The following is a 17,673-nucleotide window of genomic DNA, read 5'->3' as shown; positions in this document are numbered from 1 at the left end:
AAAAATAATTAATTTTCTGAAATAGACTGAAAGAAATTCTCTAACCCATTAGAACTATCATCACTTTCTTGAGTTGCTTTGGGATCCCAGCGTAAAAGCACATCAGAAAGCGTGCATTTACCGCCTTGAGAGTGATAAATAGAAGAAACGATATGTGCTGTTTGAATATCACTGCGAATATCACCGATGGGATTAATGCGATCAAAAGCCATCCACATCCGAAGTTCACTCAAGCTCATTTGGCGAGTGAGTTCATCAAGAGTGCGCCCCATGCGGAGCGCCAATGTCATTAAAAAGAAAGTATCAGGCTGGGCTACTTTTTTTCTGCATCATCAACCGAAATAGTTAAATCGAGCGCTTGTTTTAATAAACGAGAATGCACAGGGCCATAAATAGCCATCACATCGTTGATGTCTGATTCATCAAAAACGACATCCCCGTTTTCATCACGCAACACATCAATAAACATCACAACATCGGCACGTAAATTACGTTGTGCAATTTCAATGTCAGATAACGAATGTTCATCCTCTGCATTATCATGATGAATAATTTCACGCCATTTCATCCACGCAGGTGATGACGGCTCACGAAGCATAACAACCGCATTTTCCCATTCAGCAACATTCACTTTCTTTGTGCGAAAGGCATTCTTTTCACTTAAAGCCAGTGATTTTAATGACGGTTTTTTCATGGTTATTCGCTACCTTTATTTAAATTAACAGTCCCGTTTTTAATCGGCTTAGATTTACCTTTTAAACGTAGGGTAAATGAAGCAGAAACCACACCCGAAGTAGAAACACTCCAACTGTTTTGACGTACTTCGGCTAAAAATGTATAGCCAATACCCGAAGGGAACTCCACTTTAAATGCATGAACTTCATCATTTTCATACGCGGTACGTAATGTTTCTTGCCCTTCATCATCGGTGAAATTACCATTAATGGTGAGCTCTGCAGGTGCGGATAATCCATTGGTAACTTCTTGCTCCTCAGAGCAGAGCGTGGTGACATCAATATCTGATTTCTGCCCACCGGTATAACTGATCTCTTTTGTTGAGCAAGAAATCCCTAAAAATACCGCATCAGCTGGGTTAACTTCTGTTGCGGGTAATTTCGAGACACTGATTTTAGTGCCTTGTGTTTTTTCATATTTACTAGACATGATCATTTCCTATTGGCATAAAAAAACCACCCGAAGGTGGCTTTAGTGTGAATAATAAGGCGATGCTATTGCCAAACTTGGCACTCAAATGTTGCTCTAAACAATCCTGTATCTGGCTCGTAGTCTTGTTTCTCTGAAATTTCAACAGGGCTTAATTTTGTTAAGGCATTAGCAAATAACAAGCGAAGCGTTCTCGCCTCATCAATCGTATCGGCATAAACATCAACCTGAATATTTGTCATCGTTTCGGCTTGCCCCTTCAGTACATCGCCTTTGACATCGTACAAAGAGAAGGCACACCAAGGCGCTGTTATTGCAGGGCTTGATTGTGGAGCGACATACGGAAAAACTTTATCAGGTAATACAGGAGATAAAATTGCGTAGATATCCGCCTCTGTCATTTTCCTAGCGCCTCATCAATCGCTCTATTTAATTCGCTAATGGCTAAATTGGCTGCCTTATCCGATTCACGATCAAAAGTAGGACGTATAAAAGGCCTTGGCGCCATTTTAGAAGTACCCTCTTCAAGAAAGCGCCAATAAAAGGCATTATTAGGATGATCACTTTTCATGGATGTATCACTGTTTGTGCCTGATGCGTTACTCCCTCGAACATAAACGCCCGAAGAAACCTCGCCTTTATTGCGCATTCTGTGATTACGGGTCACTATATTTCGTGCTAATTTTCCCGTCTTTCGTGGTGCGGACGTTCTAATTTCATCACGTAATAACGTCGCGGCCGCATTGGTTGCTTTTCGCATCGCTTGATGACTTTCAGCTCGACTTAAAACATCTAACTCTCTTGATAAGTCGAGTAGATCGGAGAAATCCAAATTCATGATTGTTTAACTCCTTGTTTGCATAGCAATTCTAATCGAGTCAATTTCCCATCAGGGATGACTGACTGAATGTCATAAATTTGCTCACGCCAAACCATTCTGCAGGTACTGTTAATATCGGATCGATAACGCATCCACACTCTAACAGTAACCTCTGACATTTCAGCATTAGCTGATATCAGCTCACGACCAGAAAGATGTTTTACTTCGCATCGCACTGAAGCGATATCAACCCACTCTTTTTTAAGTTGCCCTGAAGGTAATTTAATGGGTACGTTCTGTTGAAATATGACAGTTTGGCGCAATCTTCCTGCTTTCATGATTGCCCTCGCATAGGTCTGATACGATATTCACGCAATGCATTACATAGCGACTCGGGGAGTGATTGACCTTCACGATTCTCATACCAAAAACCGACCATTTGCATGAGCCTTATTTTTATATCTTCGGAAAGAAGTAAGCCATAATGATCATTTTCAGGTATTTCATCATCATACAATTTTCGGTTTGTTAATCTTTCCACTTCGGCTATCGCTGACGATAGATTTTGTTGAAGCAAATCATCATCCTGATCACCATCGATATAACATTGGCGTTTCAATTCATCGATAGTTGGAAATGCCATGAAACCTCCAATAAATCCTGCGACCTATCTCGATCGCAGGCATAAAAAAACCGCAATTAAGCGGTATATATGAAACTGAGATACATAAACTCAGATTATTTAGTGGCTCCCGCTTTCAGTAACTTCACCGCATTACTGTCAACCAACATAGAACCAACGCGTTTCGTCGTATAGAAATGTACAAACGGTTTGTTGGTGTATGGGTCACGTAACATACGAACACCAATACGATCAAGAATGGTGTAACAGCGATTGAAGTTACCAAAAGCAATCGGCACAGCATCAGCAGAGACATCAGCAAATTGCTCATTTTCTGCAATGCCATACCCTAATAATGCTGAAGGTTGCCCTAATTGCAGACCGGGTTGCCACAAATAATTACCTTGAGCATCTTTCAGTGTACGAACTTGGAATAATGTATTGTTATTCATCATAAATTTAGCACCTGTACGATAAACCTTTCGCATGGTGTAAATCAATTTCATGATTTCATCCGCAGTGATTTCTGTTGGTTTTTTCAATAACAAATGCTGTAACTTACCCCACTCACGCTCTTTATCGCCTTTATCGTCACTGCCGTATGCCAACAGGCCTTTAGGCTTTTTAATACCGTCACCGTGGGTAAATACCGCTTCTTCCTGCTCCGCAAATTCTGTGGCTAACTCACTGGTGATGAATTGCTCAACATTAAAAAAGGCATCATCAAGCATAGTTTGAGTAGCAGCAGGGTTGCCGTAAATTTCTCCCCATACAGGCTCAATAGAGGCGAGTTTTGATGTGTTGGTTTCAGGGCGTTTATCCACTTCACCCACCCATCCACTATTAGTGCCACCTTGATTAATCAGGCGTTTAAACTTCTCTGTGCCAACCGTAATCACATTACACTCTTGGCGCATAACCACTTCATCACGCAATGCCGTAATGATATTACGATCCAGTTCTTCAGGTACCGCATAACCGCCGTCAGGATCTGAACCGACCTGCATTGCTTTACGCTCTAATTCCGCAAGGCCATCATCTGTACCTTTACGCACAAATAATTCAAACGCGGTTTTATGCTCAGAGACATCTTTATTCGTCACGTTACCATCTGGACGTTTTACTGAAGCAAGTTCCGCTTCTAAATTGCTTTTTAATTCATCCAGCTCTGATAATTTTTCATTTAAGGTATCAACGGTTGCTGATAACTTACTTTTTTCAGCTTCAATTGCATCGATACGTTTATCATTCGACTTTTTAAATTCATCAAACTGACCTTTTAATTCCTGCGCAACTTCACTGACGTCTTTATGATCAATAGCCATAATTTTTCCTTTATTATTTAAAAATAGATTTCAATGTTTCTAATGCTTCTTGCTCAACATCACGCAGAGAAAGTGCATCGTAGCCTTTGGCCATAAAAGCCTTGGCTTGTGTTCGCGAAAGCCCAACATCGCGCAGGACTCGCTCAATACTTTTTTGTGTAGGTAATTCACCACGAGCAAATGCCGATTTCACATCACTGACTCGCGCTTCATCATTGGAAGGAAACGTCACTAAGCTGACTTCCCATAGGTCGATTTCTTTCAGTAGAAAGGCATCTTTACTGCGGTCATATTCATAATCTTTAAGAATGTAACCAATAGAAAGGCCGGAGAGTGATCCGGCCTTCATATGAGCATGTGCACGTTTAGATAAAGGATCGTCATCAATTAACAGGCGACCTTTTACATAGAGTCCGGTGCTGTCTTCTCTCATCTCGGTATAAATACCAATAGGCTCAGCCATTTGGTGTTGCCAAAGTAAAGCAGGTAACGTACCTTTTTCTTTCCACTGACTCAGGGAATTAAGAAAAGCCCCCGGCATCACAATATCGGCATAACTGTCTTTTACCCCGAAAACGGAGCCATAGCCTTCAAACTCACCAGAGTCACTAACAGACTTAATTTTCAATGGCACATCAAGCCGTTGTTTGGTCGTCATCGGCATGCGCTTTCTCCTCTTGTTTTTGGGTTTCTGGCTTAGTGGTCATGTTCATCGGTGTGAGATAAATATCACCACCCTCACGAGGATTTAACTCTTCGAGTTCACGACATTCATTAGGCGAATAAATCCCCCAGTTAATGCCTGTTGAGTAGGCTTCAAATCGCGATTTCATGTCACCACGTAATAAAGCACCAGTATTAAATTTGGCATAAAAAGTGCCTTGTTTACTGGCTTTTACTAGTCCTGCATTAATGCGTTGCTCTATACGAATAAGGTAGGGAACAAGTGAGTAATTAATAAAACCAATACCCAAGTTTTCAATGTTATTGAATGTGGCACGATCGGTGTTTTGCACCATATGGAGAGGAACACGAAAAATACGGCAAATTTCCTCTAACTGAAACTTTCGTGTTTCAAGAAATTGCGCATCTTCAGCCGATAAACTGATTTGTTGCCACTTCAACCCCATTTCTAAAATCATCGGTTTGTGTGCATTGGCTAACCCTTGGTGCCGTTCACCGAAGTCAGATTTCAGTCTTTCGTAAGCATCATCTTTTAGATATTGATCCGTTTGTAATACACCACTTGTCACCGCACCGTTTCCAAATAAACGCGAACCATGCTCTTCGGTGGCTAATCCTAAACCAATGGCTTGACGTGCATAGGCGATCGGACTTAATCCCACTAAACCATCAAGAGTAAAAATCCGCACATGCCAGATTTCTTGCTGTGTCAGTGTTTCACTTTTACCATTTGGAAATGTCACCTGATACTCAGGCTCCCATTGGCTATTTAATTTTGGCGTGACACAACTAGGATCGAGAGGTAGTAATTCAACCACTTCGCCTAGGGCGTACACCTTATAAGCATAAAAATTCCCCCTTAAACACAAACAGGCAATTAATAGCTCCCAAAGCTCTTGTGGTGTCATGTAATTATTGGGCTTAACCGCCAGTAACTTGTGTAACCGTTCTTTGGTGGCGCGTTTATTTCCTCTTTCTAATTGTTCATATAAAGAACATGGCAACATCCCTACCGATTCTGCAAGAACACGAATACAACTAAATACAGAAGTCAGTTGCATAGCGAGTTGTGTACTCACTCTTCGACCAGAATAAGTGTCATAAGACAATCCAATTAACTCACTCAGTTCTGATGAGGTCATCTCTTTCTGAGATTTCTGAAATAACCCAGGGAAAAACATTATTCCTCCTTGTTATTTCTAGGTTGTCCAAGCGCTCTTGAAACAAGGTATGACCATAAAAGGCACAATAAACCCGCGCAAATATAGCCCATCGGTAGGTAGATTAACCAAGCGCCCCATGACAACAAAAAGGCACCCGCAATCCCAACCAATAAGGCTGTTATTGTTAAAAATTTCATTAAATTTCCTTAGAGAGAGCGTAAGCCTCGAGAAGCGAGGACATCAGAGAGGTTTTGTTCCTGATCTCCACCATTCACCAATAATCGACTCATACCCGTAAATAGTGCAACAGGGCCGTCTATTTTGGCTTCAGGCGTTGATTTATTAGGGAAAATATTGTCATTTTTATCCGGTTTAACCGTGACGTTCGACATCATCCAGTTCATAACAGGGTGTTGACCATGATGAAACTTACCCGCATAAACCAGAGCTTCAATCTCTTTCATGGACTCGGAAAAGTTACGCACCGTTTGAGCAACCTCAACAAGGGGTAACCCTTCTTCAGCCAGTGATAAACTAAATTGTGTCGCACTCCACGGGTCAAAACCCAGTTCGTTTAAGTTCTCGCCAGTCACCCATTCAATGATTTCTTCTTTAATTTGAGCATGATCGACAACTTCACCATCAGTTAATTCGAGATACCCCATATCAGCCCATTTGCGGTAAAGCTCCGCCATTTGTTTAGAACAACGCTCAAGTCGGTCTTCGGGTAACCAAAACTTAAAATCAGCATGAACATGACCGTTATCAGGCTGTTTCCATACTTTAGCTGCCGCACAAATATCAATTTTATTAGCAAGGTCAACACCGACCCATAACGGATAAGTTTGTAATTCCTGTTGTGATGCGAGTTCAGGAGCACTATCCCACTTCATCATATCCATCCATGAAGATTCAGCCGTGACCCAAATATTCATGTGTTTGGTGAAGAAGTTAATCCGTGCAGAAACCTGCTCTTTGGCTTTCTTGGCTAAACGGCGTAAATCATCCCAGCGCTTACAAACACCGAGACCCGGATTCGCTTTTTGCCATACGGTTTCATTAAAGGGATCATCGTCCTTATCTAAGGTATAAATAATCGCGAAAAACGAGTCATCATCCACTTGGCCACGAAGCACTTTAATACCGTAATCCCGTAGTTCGTAACAAATTCCCTCTTTATTAAAACCCGCCGTGGTGATCCCAAAAAGAAGAGACTGCAGACGCGCACCGGTGGCAGTTTCTAATACATCCCACACATCACGAGTTTTGTGTGCATGCAATTCATCAACAATACCGCAGTGAATATTTAAACCATCAAGGTTATTGGCATCACTGGAAAGAGGTTCAAACTTAGAGGCGGTTCTTTCTTGATAGATAGCGAGTTTATTAAATTCAAATAAACGACCTAGTGTCGCTTTGGACTTCTTCAGCATATTCTTCGCATCTTCAAATACGATACGAGCCTGATCACGCGTCGTAGCTGCAGAGTAAACTTCGGCACCACCTTCACCATCAGCACCGGTCATATAAAGCCCAATACCTGATGACAATGTGGATTTTGCGTTTTTACGTGCAACTTCGTTGTAAGCTGTGCGAAAACGACGGACAAAGACAACATCACCGTCTTCATCTACAACTTTTTTACCCGTTTGTTCATCAATTAACGGAATAACAAAGCCAAAAATATTAATTAAGATAAATACATGCCAAGGCATTAAATCAATGGGTTTACCCGCTAATGCTCCTTTGACATGAGGAATAAAACTATAAAAATCAAGTATGTGCTGTGCGCGATCTTCAATGAAATAGATGCCACGCTCAGGCCCATGCTCTAAATCATTCAAAAACCGTTGGCACGCTAAACGTACCAGTTCGCACGCAACAATTTCTCCAGCAACCACCTGTTCGGCGTACTGAATTCCATCTGCTACGATTGCCATTCATCATTTGCGCTTTTTCAAAAATGCCTCAAAAGGATCTTCTTCGGCGGGAGTGTTCATCGTGACTTTTGCTCGAGAAGCGGGAGTCATACCAAATTCACTTAACATGGCACGAATACGTTTCCATGCATCGGCCTTCATTGCAGCGGATGGATGCGCCTTTATCATCAATCCACTTTCTGTATTGTTTTTGTAGGTATAGCCTTCTTCATCGAGAACATCACAATGATGTCGATATTCAGTGTAAGCTTCGACGAGTAACTCCAATGCCTTAGCATCCATCTGACTCATGACACCCATTGCATCAAGTTCTTCAGCAATACGCTTAAACCAATACTTACCTTGCTTAGTGAAATGCTTCGGAGTTGGGGGTACCCCTTTTGGCGGTTTTGGCTCTTTTTTATTAATCGGTCGTTTTGATGGGTTCCCCCTCACCAATTGCAGATGTGACGGGGTTTTAGGCGGTCCAGCCATAATAGAAATCTCCTATCAATAATTGCTTGGGGTTCCCCAAAAAAAGTTTTCTAACCTGCGGTGATGTGAAAAGAGGTAAGGGGGCGGTCCTAGGTGGCGAGAGTGGTAGGGATTTTACCCGCCCCTCCCCTATGAATAATAGGGTTGCTTTAAGCTACGGAATTATTTCCCTTCCTTTGCTGTCTTAGTTCTATGACAGGGCCAGCACAGGCTTTGTAGGTTATCTTCTGCATCGGTACCCCCATGTGCTTTAGCAATGATGTGGTCAACCGTTTTTGCTTCAGTGGCTCGTCCTGCTCTCAGACACTCCTGACACAGATACTTATCACGCTTGAGTATGCGTGCTCGTAGCTTATCCCATTGGGTACCATAACCACGTTGATGACGAGACTTACCGCGCTGGTGGGTTTCCCATCCTAAGTTCTGATGTTCTTCACAGTAACCGTTACGTTCTGTTGTTGTCTTGGCGCATCCCTGTTTACGACATGCGCGAGGTATGCGAGGTGGCATGTTATCTCCTATAATTTAAAGGGCAGATATTTGCCATTTTAAAGAGGAGGATAATCCCCTTTGATTTTAAAGGCGGGATTTCCCGACTTTACTTCTGACTGCACCACGTTCTGTTATTTAGTTCATTCATAACTTGAGGCACATTTGGTGTTTAACTTTTATTTTTGTATTAACTCAATAATGCCAGCTACATAACACCTAACAGGTTCAGTAACATAGATTCAAATGATTAACATAAAACAAAATATTTAATAACATTAAAATAGTATTTCTCCTTTCTTTGATTATACTAAAAGAATATCTCTCCCCCCTATTACTTTGTGGTTCGTTAGTTTTGCCCATGTATGTGGGCTTTTTTTTACTTAAATTTAATTTACGGAGAAGTATTTTTTTATTCTTACACTTTGTTACTTTATTTAATATTTTTCTAATGTAGTATTTGTACTCACACTTTGATTGATTATTTTTCATGCCTTTTTGTGTTTGGCCCTTTAGGGCCTTTTTTTTAACCATACTCCGCTGATGAAGAGATCTGGTAACTACCTACTAAATAATTTCCTAAATAGCGCTCTATTAGTAATTGCCCTATTAATTCAGTCTCTGCCCAGTTTACCCCTGTATAGTCATCTTGTTTTATGTCAATTAATTAAAATTAGATAATTAACAACAGTAAACTGGTATATACACTTATTTAATCTATACTAAACAAACATCGCTATACTTTGATTGACATCTTGTTAGTTTGCCCATGCTTAATGCTGGGCTTTTTTTATTCTAAGTATTCCATATCTTTATTGTGATTAACTTCACACAAATAATAAATTCCATTACTTTTCCATTATCACATAAAACTAATTTAATATTTCTACTAAGATTAACAATAGCTAAGGTCAAAAACCTATTTTTCATTTATTACATTTACCTAATAGAGCTTACTCTAATGGATAAAATTTATATTTCATCGTCTAACATCATCTCTGTTGCTTACGATTACCACAGTAAAACATTAGCAATTAATTTCAAATGTGGGGAAAAACATCAGTATAATGAAGTGCCATTTTGCATATATCAAGGATTGATGGCATCAAACTCCAAAGAAGCATTTTATTATTCTATGATTGAACATAAATACCCTTATAGTTAAGTAATCTAATAATTATTATTACACTTAAATTTTATTTCAACATAAACAAAAACATATTATTTGATAACTAATGTAATAAGTTTACGGATTAATTAACAAAGAGAATTCCAGTTAAAATTAAAAGTAATATTTTTATTCTTGTACTATGAGTATATTTAGTTACGTATACTATACTAATTAAAGATTGATATTTTTCAACTTGGTTTATTTTAGCCCTCGTACCCTACGTAGGGCTTTTTTTAGTTCACACACTCCGTCCTAATATAATCCTGTAATCCCAATATCACTTGCTCTGATTCTGCAATTCGCTCTCGGAGTAACCAATAATTTCTGATAGCGGTGTCAGTAGGTCGGGCGGTGGTTGCATTAGCCACGCCGGAGGTGGAAGTGGTAGCGCTCTTTGGACATTCGGCTTTGATGTACACCCGTTCAGGGTTGCGCCCAGCACTAACGCGCAACCTATCAATTTCAGCTTTTGCATTTGTGAGTTCCATCGTGTGTGTTGTATCAAGTTCATGAAGTGAGTTAATGCGCTTTTCGTAATCGGCCATTTCAACCACAAGAGAGTCGTTTGTTTTCTTTAGCTCTTTATTCTCTTTACCAAGCTCAATCATTTCTTTGGTTGAAAAGAATAGAGCAACACACAAAGCTCCCCATAATAAAATGGGAAACCAGGGCTTTAACTTATTCACAACTACCCCTCGTTATTTTACCTTTACCCGTTTCCATCAAAATAAAATCAAGTACCATTTCCCCTGCTTTTTCTTTTAGGCTCTGAATTTTATTTTCATGTTGAGGCTTAACATCCTTCCAAGCGTTTAACCCTTTGCCAAACTTACTCGCAATCGCTTCATCTCTTTTAAAATCAGCACAAGCTTCATTGAGTTGTTCCATCACGCTTAACTTGCGAGGGTTAACAACCACCCCTTCTGTCCAATATTGATAAAGGACATCATCGCATTCATCCTGAAATCGAATAACGTTACCTCTAATTTCAGGTTTAACTTTGTTAGGGTAAATAGTCAGCATCCAAGCTGAAAGTTTTCTAAGTTGTAGGCAAATCATTGATTGCTCACCACCCTTAGAAGGTATTGCGATTTCCACAATACCTTTACTAAAGCGTTTTTTTAACTTAGTAAACTGTGATGCCCAATTTAATCCCATACCTTCAATTATTGGCTTCATGGGAACATACGGCTCATTGTTATGCTCAACAACATAAAGCTCGTTATCATAAAATGGAACAGTAATTGTATTAGTCATAGTGTCTACCTTATTTAGTAATGAACCTTTGCCGAAATAGGAAATCAGCCCATCGAAGCGACACCAGCTTTAACTGATCCCCTCAAAGGCTCATTACCTAAATATTGGCTCGATGTGATTTGCACTTTCGGTGTGCGTAAAACGTGGATACAAAAAAGCCCCGCAAATGCGAGGCTATGAGATAGGATTAATTATTGAGTTAAAGTAACAACCAAGCATCTTCAAAGACTTTTTGTGAATACGGTTGATAGCCCAACTCAACGCCCACGATTGCTTTTGCTAAAGAGATAGCAACTGACTTTGATTGAGTATCTATCTTGTCATTAATACCAACACCAATCTCTTTTGATGCACGGCTAACATAACCATTCGTGTTGTTCTCAACTGGCGGTGCATACTTATTAATAATTGCTGATACTGAGTTCAAACCATATTTACGTTGATATGTTTGAGTTAGTTTATAAATTGCTCTGATGCCATACTCAGGCGACTCAAAGACACAGAATCGAGGGTTAGGAACTCCCGTTTCAATTCCGACTAAACCTTTCCATTTATTACGTGGGTTATAGTCAATGTTGCCTGGGTTGTTATTGCGTTCACCGCGTGCGGGTCTAGTCATTTTTCAGCCCTGCCTTACCCTTAATGAGTTTACTTAATCCATCCACACCGACATACCCAATGAATACACTAGCCAGATATGCCAATTCATGATTAAGGCCAAGTAGCGTCAAGAGGTCTTTTACAAACCATGCAAACAACGCACACATAGCACCATCAAATAACGTTTTCTTCCAGCCACCTCCGTTGTATTTACCACGTAGAATAGCCATGCTAGTTGCTAGCGCTGCGCTAATGCCTTGTTCCTTATGGGCGTCGATAACTTGGAATACTTGAGCCCAAAATTCAGGGGTTTCTTTCATATGATTCATACTCACCCCCTTATTTGGAGGAATTAGTTAATAGAACGCCGACTCACAGCTCTTGTGTGAACGTGAGGTGTTGTGATTGATTCTGTGGTCGGCATAAGTGAGGCTCCTTTCGGGATTCGAACCCAAGCCGTCCATCCGAAGATAGCCGTTCTACCATATTGAAACTAAAGGAGCATATACGAAACCATTTCGGTGATATCAACAAAATGGTAGAAATAAAAAAAGCCACCGAAATGACCTTACTGGCAAGCTTTTCTGCCTCTGGAAATAACCCGAACAGTATCACCTGTTACTGTCGTAATGTAAGCATGATCTGTACGCTTAATATCAAATGAAGGGATAGCATCTTTCTTTGTGTGTTCAACCCGCGCCACGATATCTTTATTTTCTGATTCTGGGTAAAACTCTAGGCGGTACATTTCTCCTAAGCAGTGGACTTCTTCCACTTTACGACCTTCACGTTCAGTAATTAATTTAAGTGCGTACATAATTTCGTTCCTTATTTTAGATAATAAAAAAGACCGCCTAAGCGATCTTCTGAATAAACTGTTCGGAATAATCGAATATGTGAACTTGTAAGAATTACTTACAGGTTGAAATAGCGATATCGGAATTCCGACATCGGAACAATATCAATAACTTAAACTATGATACCCTCATCAATAAAGGTAACACCCTCGAATTCGGGGGAATTAAAGTTTGAGATACCCATTACCGAAAAATAGAGAATCATTAAACTTCTGACTTCTTTCTTCACGCTCTTCTTCTGACAATTTATCGCGCTCAGTGTAAGGGCTGGCTTTAGCTAAGTCAGCCCTAGTTGGATATTTAGAATCTGTCGAATTCGTCATACATATAAACTCCAGATAACAAAAAACCCCGCCCAGACGAGGTTTTGAGAAACTATCAATAATCTCACGATATATAGAGTCTTATGAGTAATAACGTTTTCAGTCTGTGAGATTAATCTTTCCAGACCTCTTGAGCAATCTCTTTTACTAATGCGATTTTATCCCATTGTTGCTCTTCAGTTAATGCATTCCCTTCTTCAGTTGATGCAAATCCACATTGAGTACTTAAACATAATCGATCTAATGGTATGAACTTACTAGCTTCATAGATTCGTTCTATTACTTTTTGTTTATCCTCTAACTCGCCAATTTTGGAAGAAATTAATCCCAGAACAACTTTTTTGTTACCTGAAACATAAGATAATGGAGAGAAATCACCAGCTCTATCTGTATCAAACTCTAAATAATATGCTGATACATTTTCTCTTCCAAAAAGGATCTCAGCAATCGGTCCGTAGCCACCACTAGCCGCCCATGTAGAACGATAATTACCTCGGCAAACATGTGTTGTTAACACTAAATCTGATGGTGCGTTTTTAATAGCTTCATTATTCAAATAAACAAGCGTTTCCGCTAATGAGTTTATATCATTGCTTATTACAGTATGATCTGAATGGCATGAGCAACTATTTACACTTTCGCTCTCAGCAATACCTGAATTGTGATATCGAGAATCAACCATCATGCCCCAAGTACAATCATCTAATTGCAAATTGCGACACCCTACAAGATATAACTCTTTTATGAATTCTTGATAAGCACCAATAATATCGTTAATTAACTCATCTTTTGAAGGATAAATTGCATTAGTGCTATCTAAATTCTCTGGTCGATAAAGCTCTTTGAAAAATTGAGCTGGTGCAGGGATCGTTAAACGAGGAACAATATTATCCTCAGCAAATTTCAACAAAAATGAAAAATGTTCAATAAAAGGGTGGTTATTTCCAGATATTTTTCCTGTTAATCGAGCCGTCTCTGGACGAGTTTCAATACCATCGAATGAATATCCTTTAGATAAAAAGGCTTTTTCAACGCCGTTTAATCCCCACATAAAGTCTAAATGCCACCAGCTACGACGAAACTCACCATCGGTAATAACATGTAATCCGGCTTTTTTCTGCTTTTCTACTAACTCAATGATCGCTTTATCTTCTATTTTTTTTAATTCATGGCTAGAAATAGTGCCATTAGCATAATCGCTACGCGCTTTATGTAGATATTCAGGTCGAAGGTAACTACCAACGACATCAGCTTTAAATGGAGGGATGTTAGTGCTCATTCAATATATCCTATATTTTCTTATTAAGAATTTTGCTACCAAACATAGCATTAATAAAAAAAATGGATATTGAAACTATTTCATATTTAATATGAAGCTATTTCATTTTAAAAATTAAAAGCGCAGACAAAGAGAATAACCAATAAAAACACAAAACCTCACTTTAAATGAGGTTCATAAGCTAGTTGACCTTGATGTCAGTCTTATCACAATATCATCATTTTTACGTACGTAAAGTTTTTATATGATTTTTTCTACATATCGATCCATCTCTAATGGAACATCTAGCATCATTAACATACCTTCTATTATTCCTTCTGCTTTTTGTAATTTTTTACCTATATGTCCATCAGAACAACTGTGCTTGTTAGCAAGTTGCATAAATGTCATTCCGAATAAATAGTAATCAAGCAATAGGTCATGCATATCACTATTCTTTTTATTCAATTGCGCCATACAACTAGAAATAATTATTGCATCGTCTTCACAACATTGAGGACGTGCTTTAACTTTACTTGGTATTAATCCACTAAATCCCGCAGCAACCGAATACCATTGGACCGACTCTGTATTATCTGCCGACCACGCTCCCCAACGTGATAAAACTTCCTGCATATCTCTCATGCTTAATACTCCTCGTGCCGTACACACGTTAAATAAATGCACCGATGCCTAATGAACGGTTTAAAAAATGAAATAACAATTCGAGTTGATTGCCGTGAGTAACTTCCCATTGTTTTGGGTCTCGATGTAACTCGTCATGATGAATACGACACAATGGAATGGTGAATAAGTCGTGAGCTTTAGTACCCATGCCTCCCATGCCATGACCTATGATGTGGTGCGGATCATCAGCCTGTTGCCCACACACGCAACACGGTTGAGTTTTCACCCATTGAAGCCAGTTGGTATTTTCCCAGCGTTGCATTTTAGGTTTAAGAAGAAATGACGCTGGTGGCTCTGGATCGACAACAATTTTAATAACTGGCTTTATCGCATCTAAACGCTCATTCATTGCTGATAGCGCTGTCACGTTACTTGGAATAATGTCAGCTTCAGGAAAACCACCATGAACTTTGCGTTCCTCTTGTTTATCTGACCAATTTAAAATCTGGCGTAATATTGGTTCAGGCAATTCATCAACCAAGTTATGCATAACTGCAAATGAGAAAAAATCAGGTATTGTCAGCTGGTGGCCACCATCTAATCTCAAACGAAAACGGATAGTATCTAACATCCAATTAATACGATTTTTATGAGCTAATTCAGCAACCCAACCGGCTGATGAATGACGAATATGATTATCGTGATGCCAGCAAGTGCGAATAACTCCCGCTTCATTAAAGGTCGTTACTAACTCGTGGTGATGATAATTATCTTCATCGTTATCAATCTGACAGTATTTGATATTACTAATAACCCAAGAGTCCATCGGTGCCACTTTATCGATGGTGTGGATCACTTTTTTACTATTAAGAAATTGAATGATGTGCTTATTGTTTAAAATCGGCTGTTCATCGCCCGTTAATGCGCCTGAGGGCAACACATCTAAACTTTTTGGCACATCACTAATAATCACGCGGTGATGCTTTTTAAATTGCTCGAGTAATTCAGCACCAGGTTTAAGTAGCACAACACCAAGCTCTGGCTGAATATAAGGCGTTAATAATAATTTCATGCACTCACCTGTTTATTCAGCATCACCATGCGAATCAACTCATCCGTTTTACTCTCAAAGAAATGCGGTTGGGTTTCGCGAGGATTACTAGGACTGGTCATGTTCTTCCCAAACTGACAACCTCTAGCCGTAACAGACCAAAACTCTTTCGTTTTGCTAGCAGTTTTCGTGCTTGGGCGTGATAGACGTTCAACAATGCCTAGTTCGGCTAATCGCTTATAGGCTTGCTGTGCTGAAATAGGTAGGTTGTGTTTGTTGATCAGTGTTGATAATGCAACTGTTGGACGACTGGAGCCATCCATAGATCCACTTGGTGCATCAATCGCATACACAGGTGCTAATTCAGGTAATCCCGCCATGGCCTGTAATTTTTGATAAGCGCCTAATTTTGATGAATTCGAAAAATTTAAACTTTTAGACATCGATTCCAGTAGTATCACGCCAGCTTGGACCTTATCACTGAGTTTCTCTTGGTGCTGTTGTGTCACTAAGGCATCAAATGTGCGGATTACTTTTAAATGAAAAGAAGCACTGATCCACATTGCGTAGGCATACACTAATTCTTTGCAAACATACGTCCCTTGGTTATATCCACCAGCGACTGTCACAATGGGCGCTCCTGTGATCTCAGGAGCGGTCGAAATTTCATCAATTAACTCTTTGGTTTGAGCCAATGAACTCCAGTTCGATGGTTGATGGCGCTTTTCACCACCCGATACTCGATGTAAATCATTTAAACAATAGCGACCGGCTACATCTCTACGAACCTGAAAACCATCAATAACAATTAATCCATTCATGCTATTTCTCTCCACGTTTTACTCGTGACCGTACATCACGTTATTAAATGAGCGGATAGTGATTTCTAACTTTCCACCCTTTACGACTTCCATTAACATCACATCCATATGCTTTACCTGCTGATCATCTTCCCAAATACCCGCATGTGTTAATGCATCAAATGGGGCCTTTAAAAAGTTATCAATGTCCCTGCGCTGTTTTGTTGGTGGGTATAAACGAACCAGGACAGAGACATTTTCTTTAATAGCTTTGGGTTTTCGTTTTAACTGCTCATATACAGAAGCAATGGTGTTAATTCGAAACTTACGCCCTTTTTCACTGATCAGCGTTCTACCCTTAATGTTTCTCCAATATGAGTTAACACTAGGTGGAAATGGCAACGTGAGCATGAGTTCAGGCATAAGTCCCCCACAACCCAATAGCCAGCATGAGAACGAACCAAAAACCTATAAACAGCGCGTATTTAGTTAGCATCGTTTACACTCCTTTTATCCCAAGCTTTCAGGGCTTCGTCCGCGTTATTAGCAATAGGACCTCTTGCTCCACATTTCTGACAGCGAGTGAATGTATTGATCATCACTTGCATGACTTCTAGTTTTTTAGAGTTACAGAATGGACAGCTTTTATTGTTCATTAGTGATTACTCCTTACTGCTCTGACTAACGAATCGTAGGGCTCAGTTGGTAATTTCCCCATATGTGCAAAATTAGAAGTGGCGTGTTTTACCCATATGATTGTTGGAATACCTCGTTTTTTTGCTTTCTGAGCATTTAGCTTTTCGAGGTAGACGGATTCTCCTGACTTACGTTCCTCTATCATTGCGTTATGAACTTTTTTAGCCTCATTCGTCACTTGATAGTAAAGCGGGTAATTTTCACTAACTCTGGTTAATGCACCGAGACTATGGAGATGAGCAAGTGCACGAGAGGCACCACCTAAAGTGGTTTCTAAATCACGAGTAATAATGTCGCGATCTACTACTTCACCGACTTTGTACAACGCTAAGATTTGCTCTGTGATTTTCAT

27 protein-coding genes and 1 tRNA gene are annotated in these 17,673 nt (G+C 39.8%); 1 reads left to right on the top strand and 27 read right to left on the bottom strand.

Annotation, left to right across the window (positions count from 1 at the left end):
• Window positions 1–8: 8 nt before the first annotated feature.
• The 13 genes from GWJ01_RS12010 to GWJ01_RS11950 all read right to left on the bottom strand — a co-directional run bounded on the left by GWJ01_RS12010 (window position 9) and on the right by GWJ01_RS11950 (window position 8,702).
• A complete protein-coding gene (locus tag GWJ01_RS12010; protein ID WP_227335946.1) occupies window positions 9–272 on the bottom strand; it encodes a phage tail assembly protein T in 264 nt (87 codons plus the stop codon).
• 41 nt (window positions 273–313) lie between these two features.
• Window positions 314–694 carry a phage tail assembly chaperone gene (locus GWJ01_RS12005; RefSeq protein ID WP_088495895.1) on the bottom strand — a complete coding sequence of 127 codons (381 nt, stop codon included), beginning with the start codon at window positions 692–694 and terminating at the stop codon, window positions 314–316.
• Window positions 695–696: 2 nt separating this feature from the next.
• The gene (locus tag GWJ01_RS12000; RefSeq protein ID WP_109372939.1) at window positions 697–1,164 is read right to left on the bottom strand and encodes a phage tail tube protein; all 468 of its coding nucleotides are present in this window, start codon (window positions 1,162–1,164) and stop codon (window positions 697–699) included.
• Window positions 1,165–1,229: 65 nt separating this feature from the next.
• On the bottom strand, window positions 1,230–1,565 hold the full coding sequence (locus tag GWJ01_RS11995; RefSeq protein WP_109372938.1) for a hypothetical protein: 336 nt from the start codon (window positions 1,563–1,565) through the stop codon (window positions 1,230–1,232).
• Window positions 1,562–2,002, bottom strand: coding sequence for an HK97-gp10 family putative phage morphogenesis protein (locus GWJ01_RS11990; RefSeq protein WP_023582509.1), 441 nt, complete (start codon window positions 2,000–2,002; stop codon window positions 1,562–1,564). The genes GWJ01_RS11995 and GWJ01_RS11990 overlap by 4 nt, the downstream gene beginning before the upstream one ends.
• Window positions 1,999–2,322 carry a phage head closure protein gene (locus GWJ01_RS11985; protein WP_109372937.1) on the bottom strand — a complete coding sequence of 108 codons (324 nt, stop codon included), beginning with the start codon at window positions 2,320–2,322 and terminating at the stop codon, window positions 1,999–2,001. Before GWJ01_RS11985 ends, GWJ01_RS11990 begins: the two co-directional genes overlap by 4 nt.
• A complete protein-coding gene (locus tag GWJ01_RS11980) occupies window positions 2,319–2,627 on the bottom strand; it encodes a head-tail connector protein (RefSeq protein WP_088495899.1) in 309 nt (102 codons plus the stop codon). The genes GWJ01_RS11985 and GWJ01_RS11980 overlap by 4 nt, the downstream gene beginning before the upstream one ends.
• A 95-nt stretch (window positions 2,628–2,722) precedes the next feature.
• Window positions 2,723–3,931, bottom strand: coding sequence for a phage major capsid protein (locus GWJ01_RS11975; RefSeq protein ID WP_161711126.1), 1,209 nt, complete (start codon window positions 3,929–3,931; stop codon window positions 2,723–2,725).
• A 13-nt stretch (window positions 3,932–3,944) separates the two neighbouring features.
• Entirely contained in the window at window positions 3,945–4,589 is a 645-nt protein-coding gene (locus GWJ01_RS11970; protein ID WP_185902262.1) for an HK97 family phage prohead protease, read from the bottom strand.
• Complete coding sequence (locus tag GWJ01_RS11965; RefSeq protein ID WP_023582514.1) at window positions 4,567–5,796, bottom strand: phage portal protein; 1,230 nt, start codon at window positions 5,794–5,796, stop codon at window positions 4,567–4,569. The genes GWJ01_RS11970 and GWJ01_RS11965 overlap by 23 nt, the downstream gene beginning before the upstream one ends.
• A 188-nt stretch (window positions 5,797–5,984) precedes the next feature.
• Window positions 5,985–7,718 carry a terminase large subunit gene (locus GWJ01_RS11960; protein ID WP_161711125.1) on the bottom strand — a complete coding sequence of 578 codons (1,734 nt, stop codon included), beginning with the start codon at window positions 7,716–7,718 and terminating at the stop codon, window positions 5,985–5,987.
• A gap of 3 nt (window positions 7,719–7,721) precedes the next feature.
• A complete protein-coding gene (locus tag GWJ01_RS11955) occupies window positions 7,722–8,192 on the bottom strand; it encodes a phage terminase small subunit P27 family (RefSeq protein ID WP_099660116.1) in 471 nt (156 codons plus the stop codon).
• 162 nt (window positions 8,193–8,354) lie between these two features.
• Window positions 8,355–8,702, bottom strand: coding sequence for an HNH endonuclease (locus tag GWJ01_RS11950; RefSeq protein WP_161711124.1), 348 nt, complete (start codon window positions 8,700–8,702; stop codon window positions 8,355–8,357).
• 940 nt (window positions 8,703–9,642) lie between these two features.
• Here GWJ01_RS11950 and GWJ01_RS19070 point away from each other — a divergent pair.
• Complete coding sequence (locus GWJ01_RS19070; protein ID WP_036904935.1) at window positions 9,643–9,846, top strand: KTSC domain-containing protein; 204 nt, start codon at window positions 9,643–9,645, stop codon at window positions 9,844–9,846.
• Between the two features lie 239 nt (window positions 9,847–10,085).
• On the opposite strand, the gene GWJ01_RS11940 is transcribed toward GWJ01_RS19070, so the two are convergent.
• The 14 genes from GWJ01_RS11940 to GWJ01_RS11875 form a co-directional block, all read right to left on the bottom strand.
• Complete coding sequence (locus GWJ01_RS11940) at window positions 10,086–10,460, bottom strand: lysis protein (RefSeq protein ID WP_161711143.1); 375 nt, start codon at window positions 10,458–10,460, stop codon at window positions 10,086–10,088.
• Window positions 10,461–10,530: 70 nt separating this feature from the next.
• Window positions 10,531–11,109, bottom strand: a complete 579-nt coding sequence (locus GWJ01_RS11935; protein WP_075673907.1) for a phage antirepressor N-terminal domain-containing protein — start codon at window positions 11,107–11,109, stop codon at window positions 10,531–10,533.
• Between the two features lie 199 nt (window positions 11,110–11,308).
• On the bottom strand, window positions 11,309–11,728 hold the full coding sequence (locus GWJ01_RS11930) for a structural protein (protein WP_161711123.1): 420 nt from the start codon (window positions 11,726–11,728) through the stop codon (window positions 11,309–11,311).
• Window positions 11,721–12,038, bottom strand: a complete 318-nt coding sequence (locus tag GWJ01_RS11925) for a phage holin, lambda family (protein ID WP_161711122.1) — start codon at window positions 12,036–12,038, stop codon at window positions 11,721–11,723. The genes GWJ01_RS11930 and GWJ01_RS11925 overlap by 8 nt, the downstream gene beginning before the upstream one ends.
• Before the next feature lie 101 nt (window positions 12,039–12,139).
• Window positions 12,140–12,212, bottom strand: a tRNA-Pro gene (locus tag GWJ01_RS11920).
• A 65-nt stretch (window positions 12,213–12,277) separates the two neighbouring features.
• Window positions 12,278–12,526, bottom strand: a complete 249-nt coding sequence (locus GWJ01_RS11915; RefSeq protein WP_115350921.1) for a hypothetical protein — start codon at window positions 12,524–12,526, stop codon at window positions 12,278–12,280.
• Between the two features lie 204 nt (window positions 12,527–12,730).
• Window positions 12,731–12,889, bottom strand: coding sequence for a hypothetical protein (locus GWJ01_RS11910; RefSeq protein WP_156733932.1), 159 nt, complete (start codon window positions 12,887–12,889; stop codon window positions 12,731–12,733).
• A gap of 112 nt (window positions 12,890–13,001) precedes the next feature.
• Window positions 13,002–14,168, bottom strand: coding sequence for a 5-methyltetrahydropteroyltriglutamate--homocysteine S-methyltransferase (locus GWJ01_RS11905; protein ID WP_161711121.1), 1,167 nt, complete (start codon window positions 14,166–14,168; stop codon window positions 13,002–13,004).
• A 240-nt stretch (window positions 14,169–14,408) separates the two neighbouring features.
• Entirely contained in the window at window positions 14,409–14,792 is a 384-nt protein-coding gene (locus tag GWJ01_RS11900) for an antiterminator Q family protein (protein WP_161711142.1), read from the bottom strand.
• Between the two features lie 28 nt (window positions 14,793–14,820).
• Window positions 14,821–15,846, bottom strand: coding sequence for a DUF968 domain-containing protein (locus tag GWJ01_RS11895; protein WP_161711120.1), 1,026 nt, complete (start codon window positions 15,844–15,846; stop codon window positions 14,821–14,823).
• Window positions 15,843–16,646 (bottom strand): KilA-N domain-containing protein, encoded by an 804-nt coding sequence (locus tag GWJ01_RS11890; RefSeq protein WP_036904909.1) that lies wholly within the window; start codon window positions 16,644–16,646, stop codon window positions 15,843–15,845. Before GWJ01_RS11890 ends, GWJ01_RS11895 begins: the two co-directional genes overlap by 4 nt.
• 18 nt (window positions 16,647–16,664) lie before the next feature.
• Window positions 16,665–17,048: a RusA family crossover junction endodeoxyribonuclease gene (locus tag GWJ01_RS11885; RefSeq protein ID WP_036904907.1), complete on the bottom strand. Its 384-nt coding sequence runs from the start codon at window positions 17,046–17,048 to the stop codon at window positions 16,665–16,667.
• Between the two features lie 62 nt (window positions 17,049–17,110).
• Window positions 17,111–17,281, bottom strand: a complete 171-nt coding sequence (locus GWJ01_RS19065; protein WP_023582529.1) for a Lar family restriction alleviation protein — start codon at window positions 17,279–17,281, stop codon at window positions 17,111–17,113.
• The coding region (locus GWJ01_RS11875) for a hypothetical protein (RefSeq protein WP_036904905.1) at window positions 17,281–17,673 on the bottom strand (393 nt) is incomplete at its 5' end. The genes GWJ01_RS19065 and GWJ01_RS11875, both read right to left, overlap by 1 nt.

The organism is Proteus sp. G2618, assembly GCF_009915995.1.
In the GTDB taxonomy this organism is placed as follows: Bacteria; Pseudomonadota; Gammaproteobacteria; order Enterobacterales; family Enterobacteriaceae; genus Proteus; species Proteus terrae.
The sequence above is the reverse complement of the archived record's forward strand: the minus strand, read 5'-3'. Positions and strand labels throughout refer to the sequence as shown.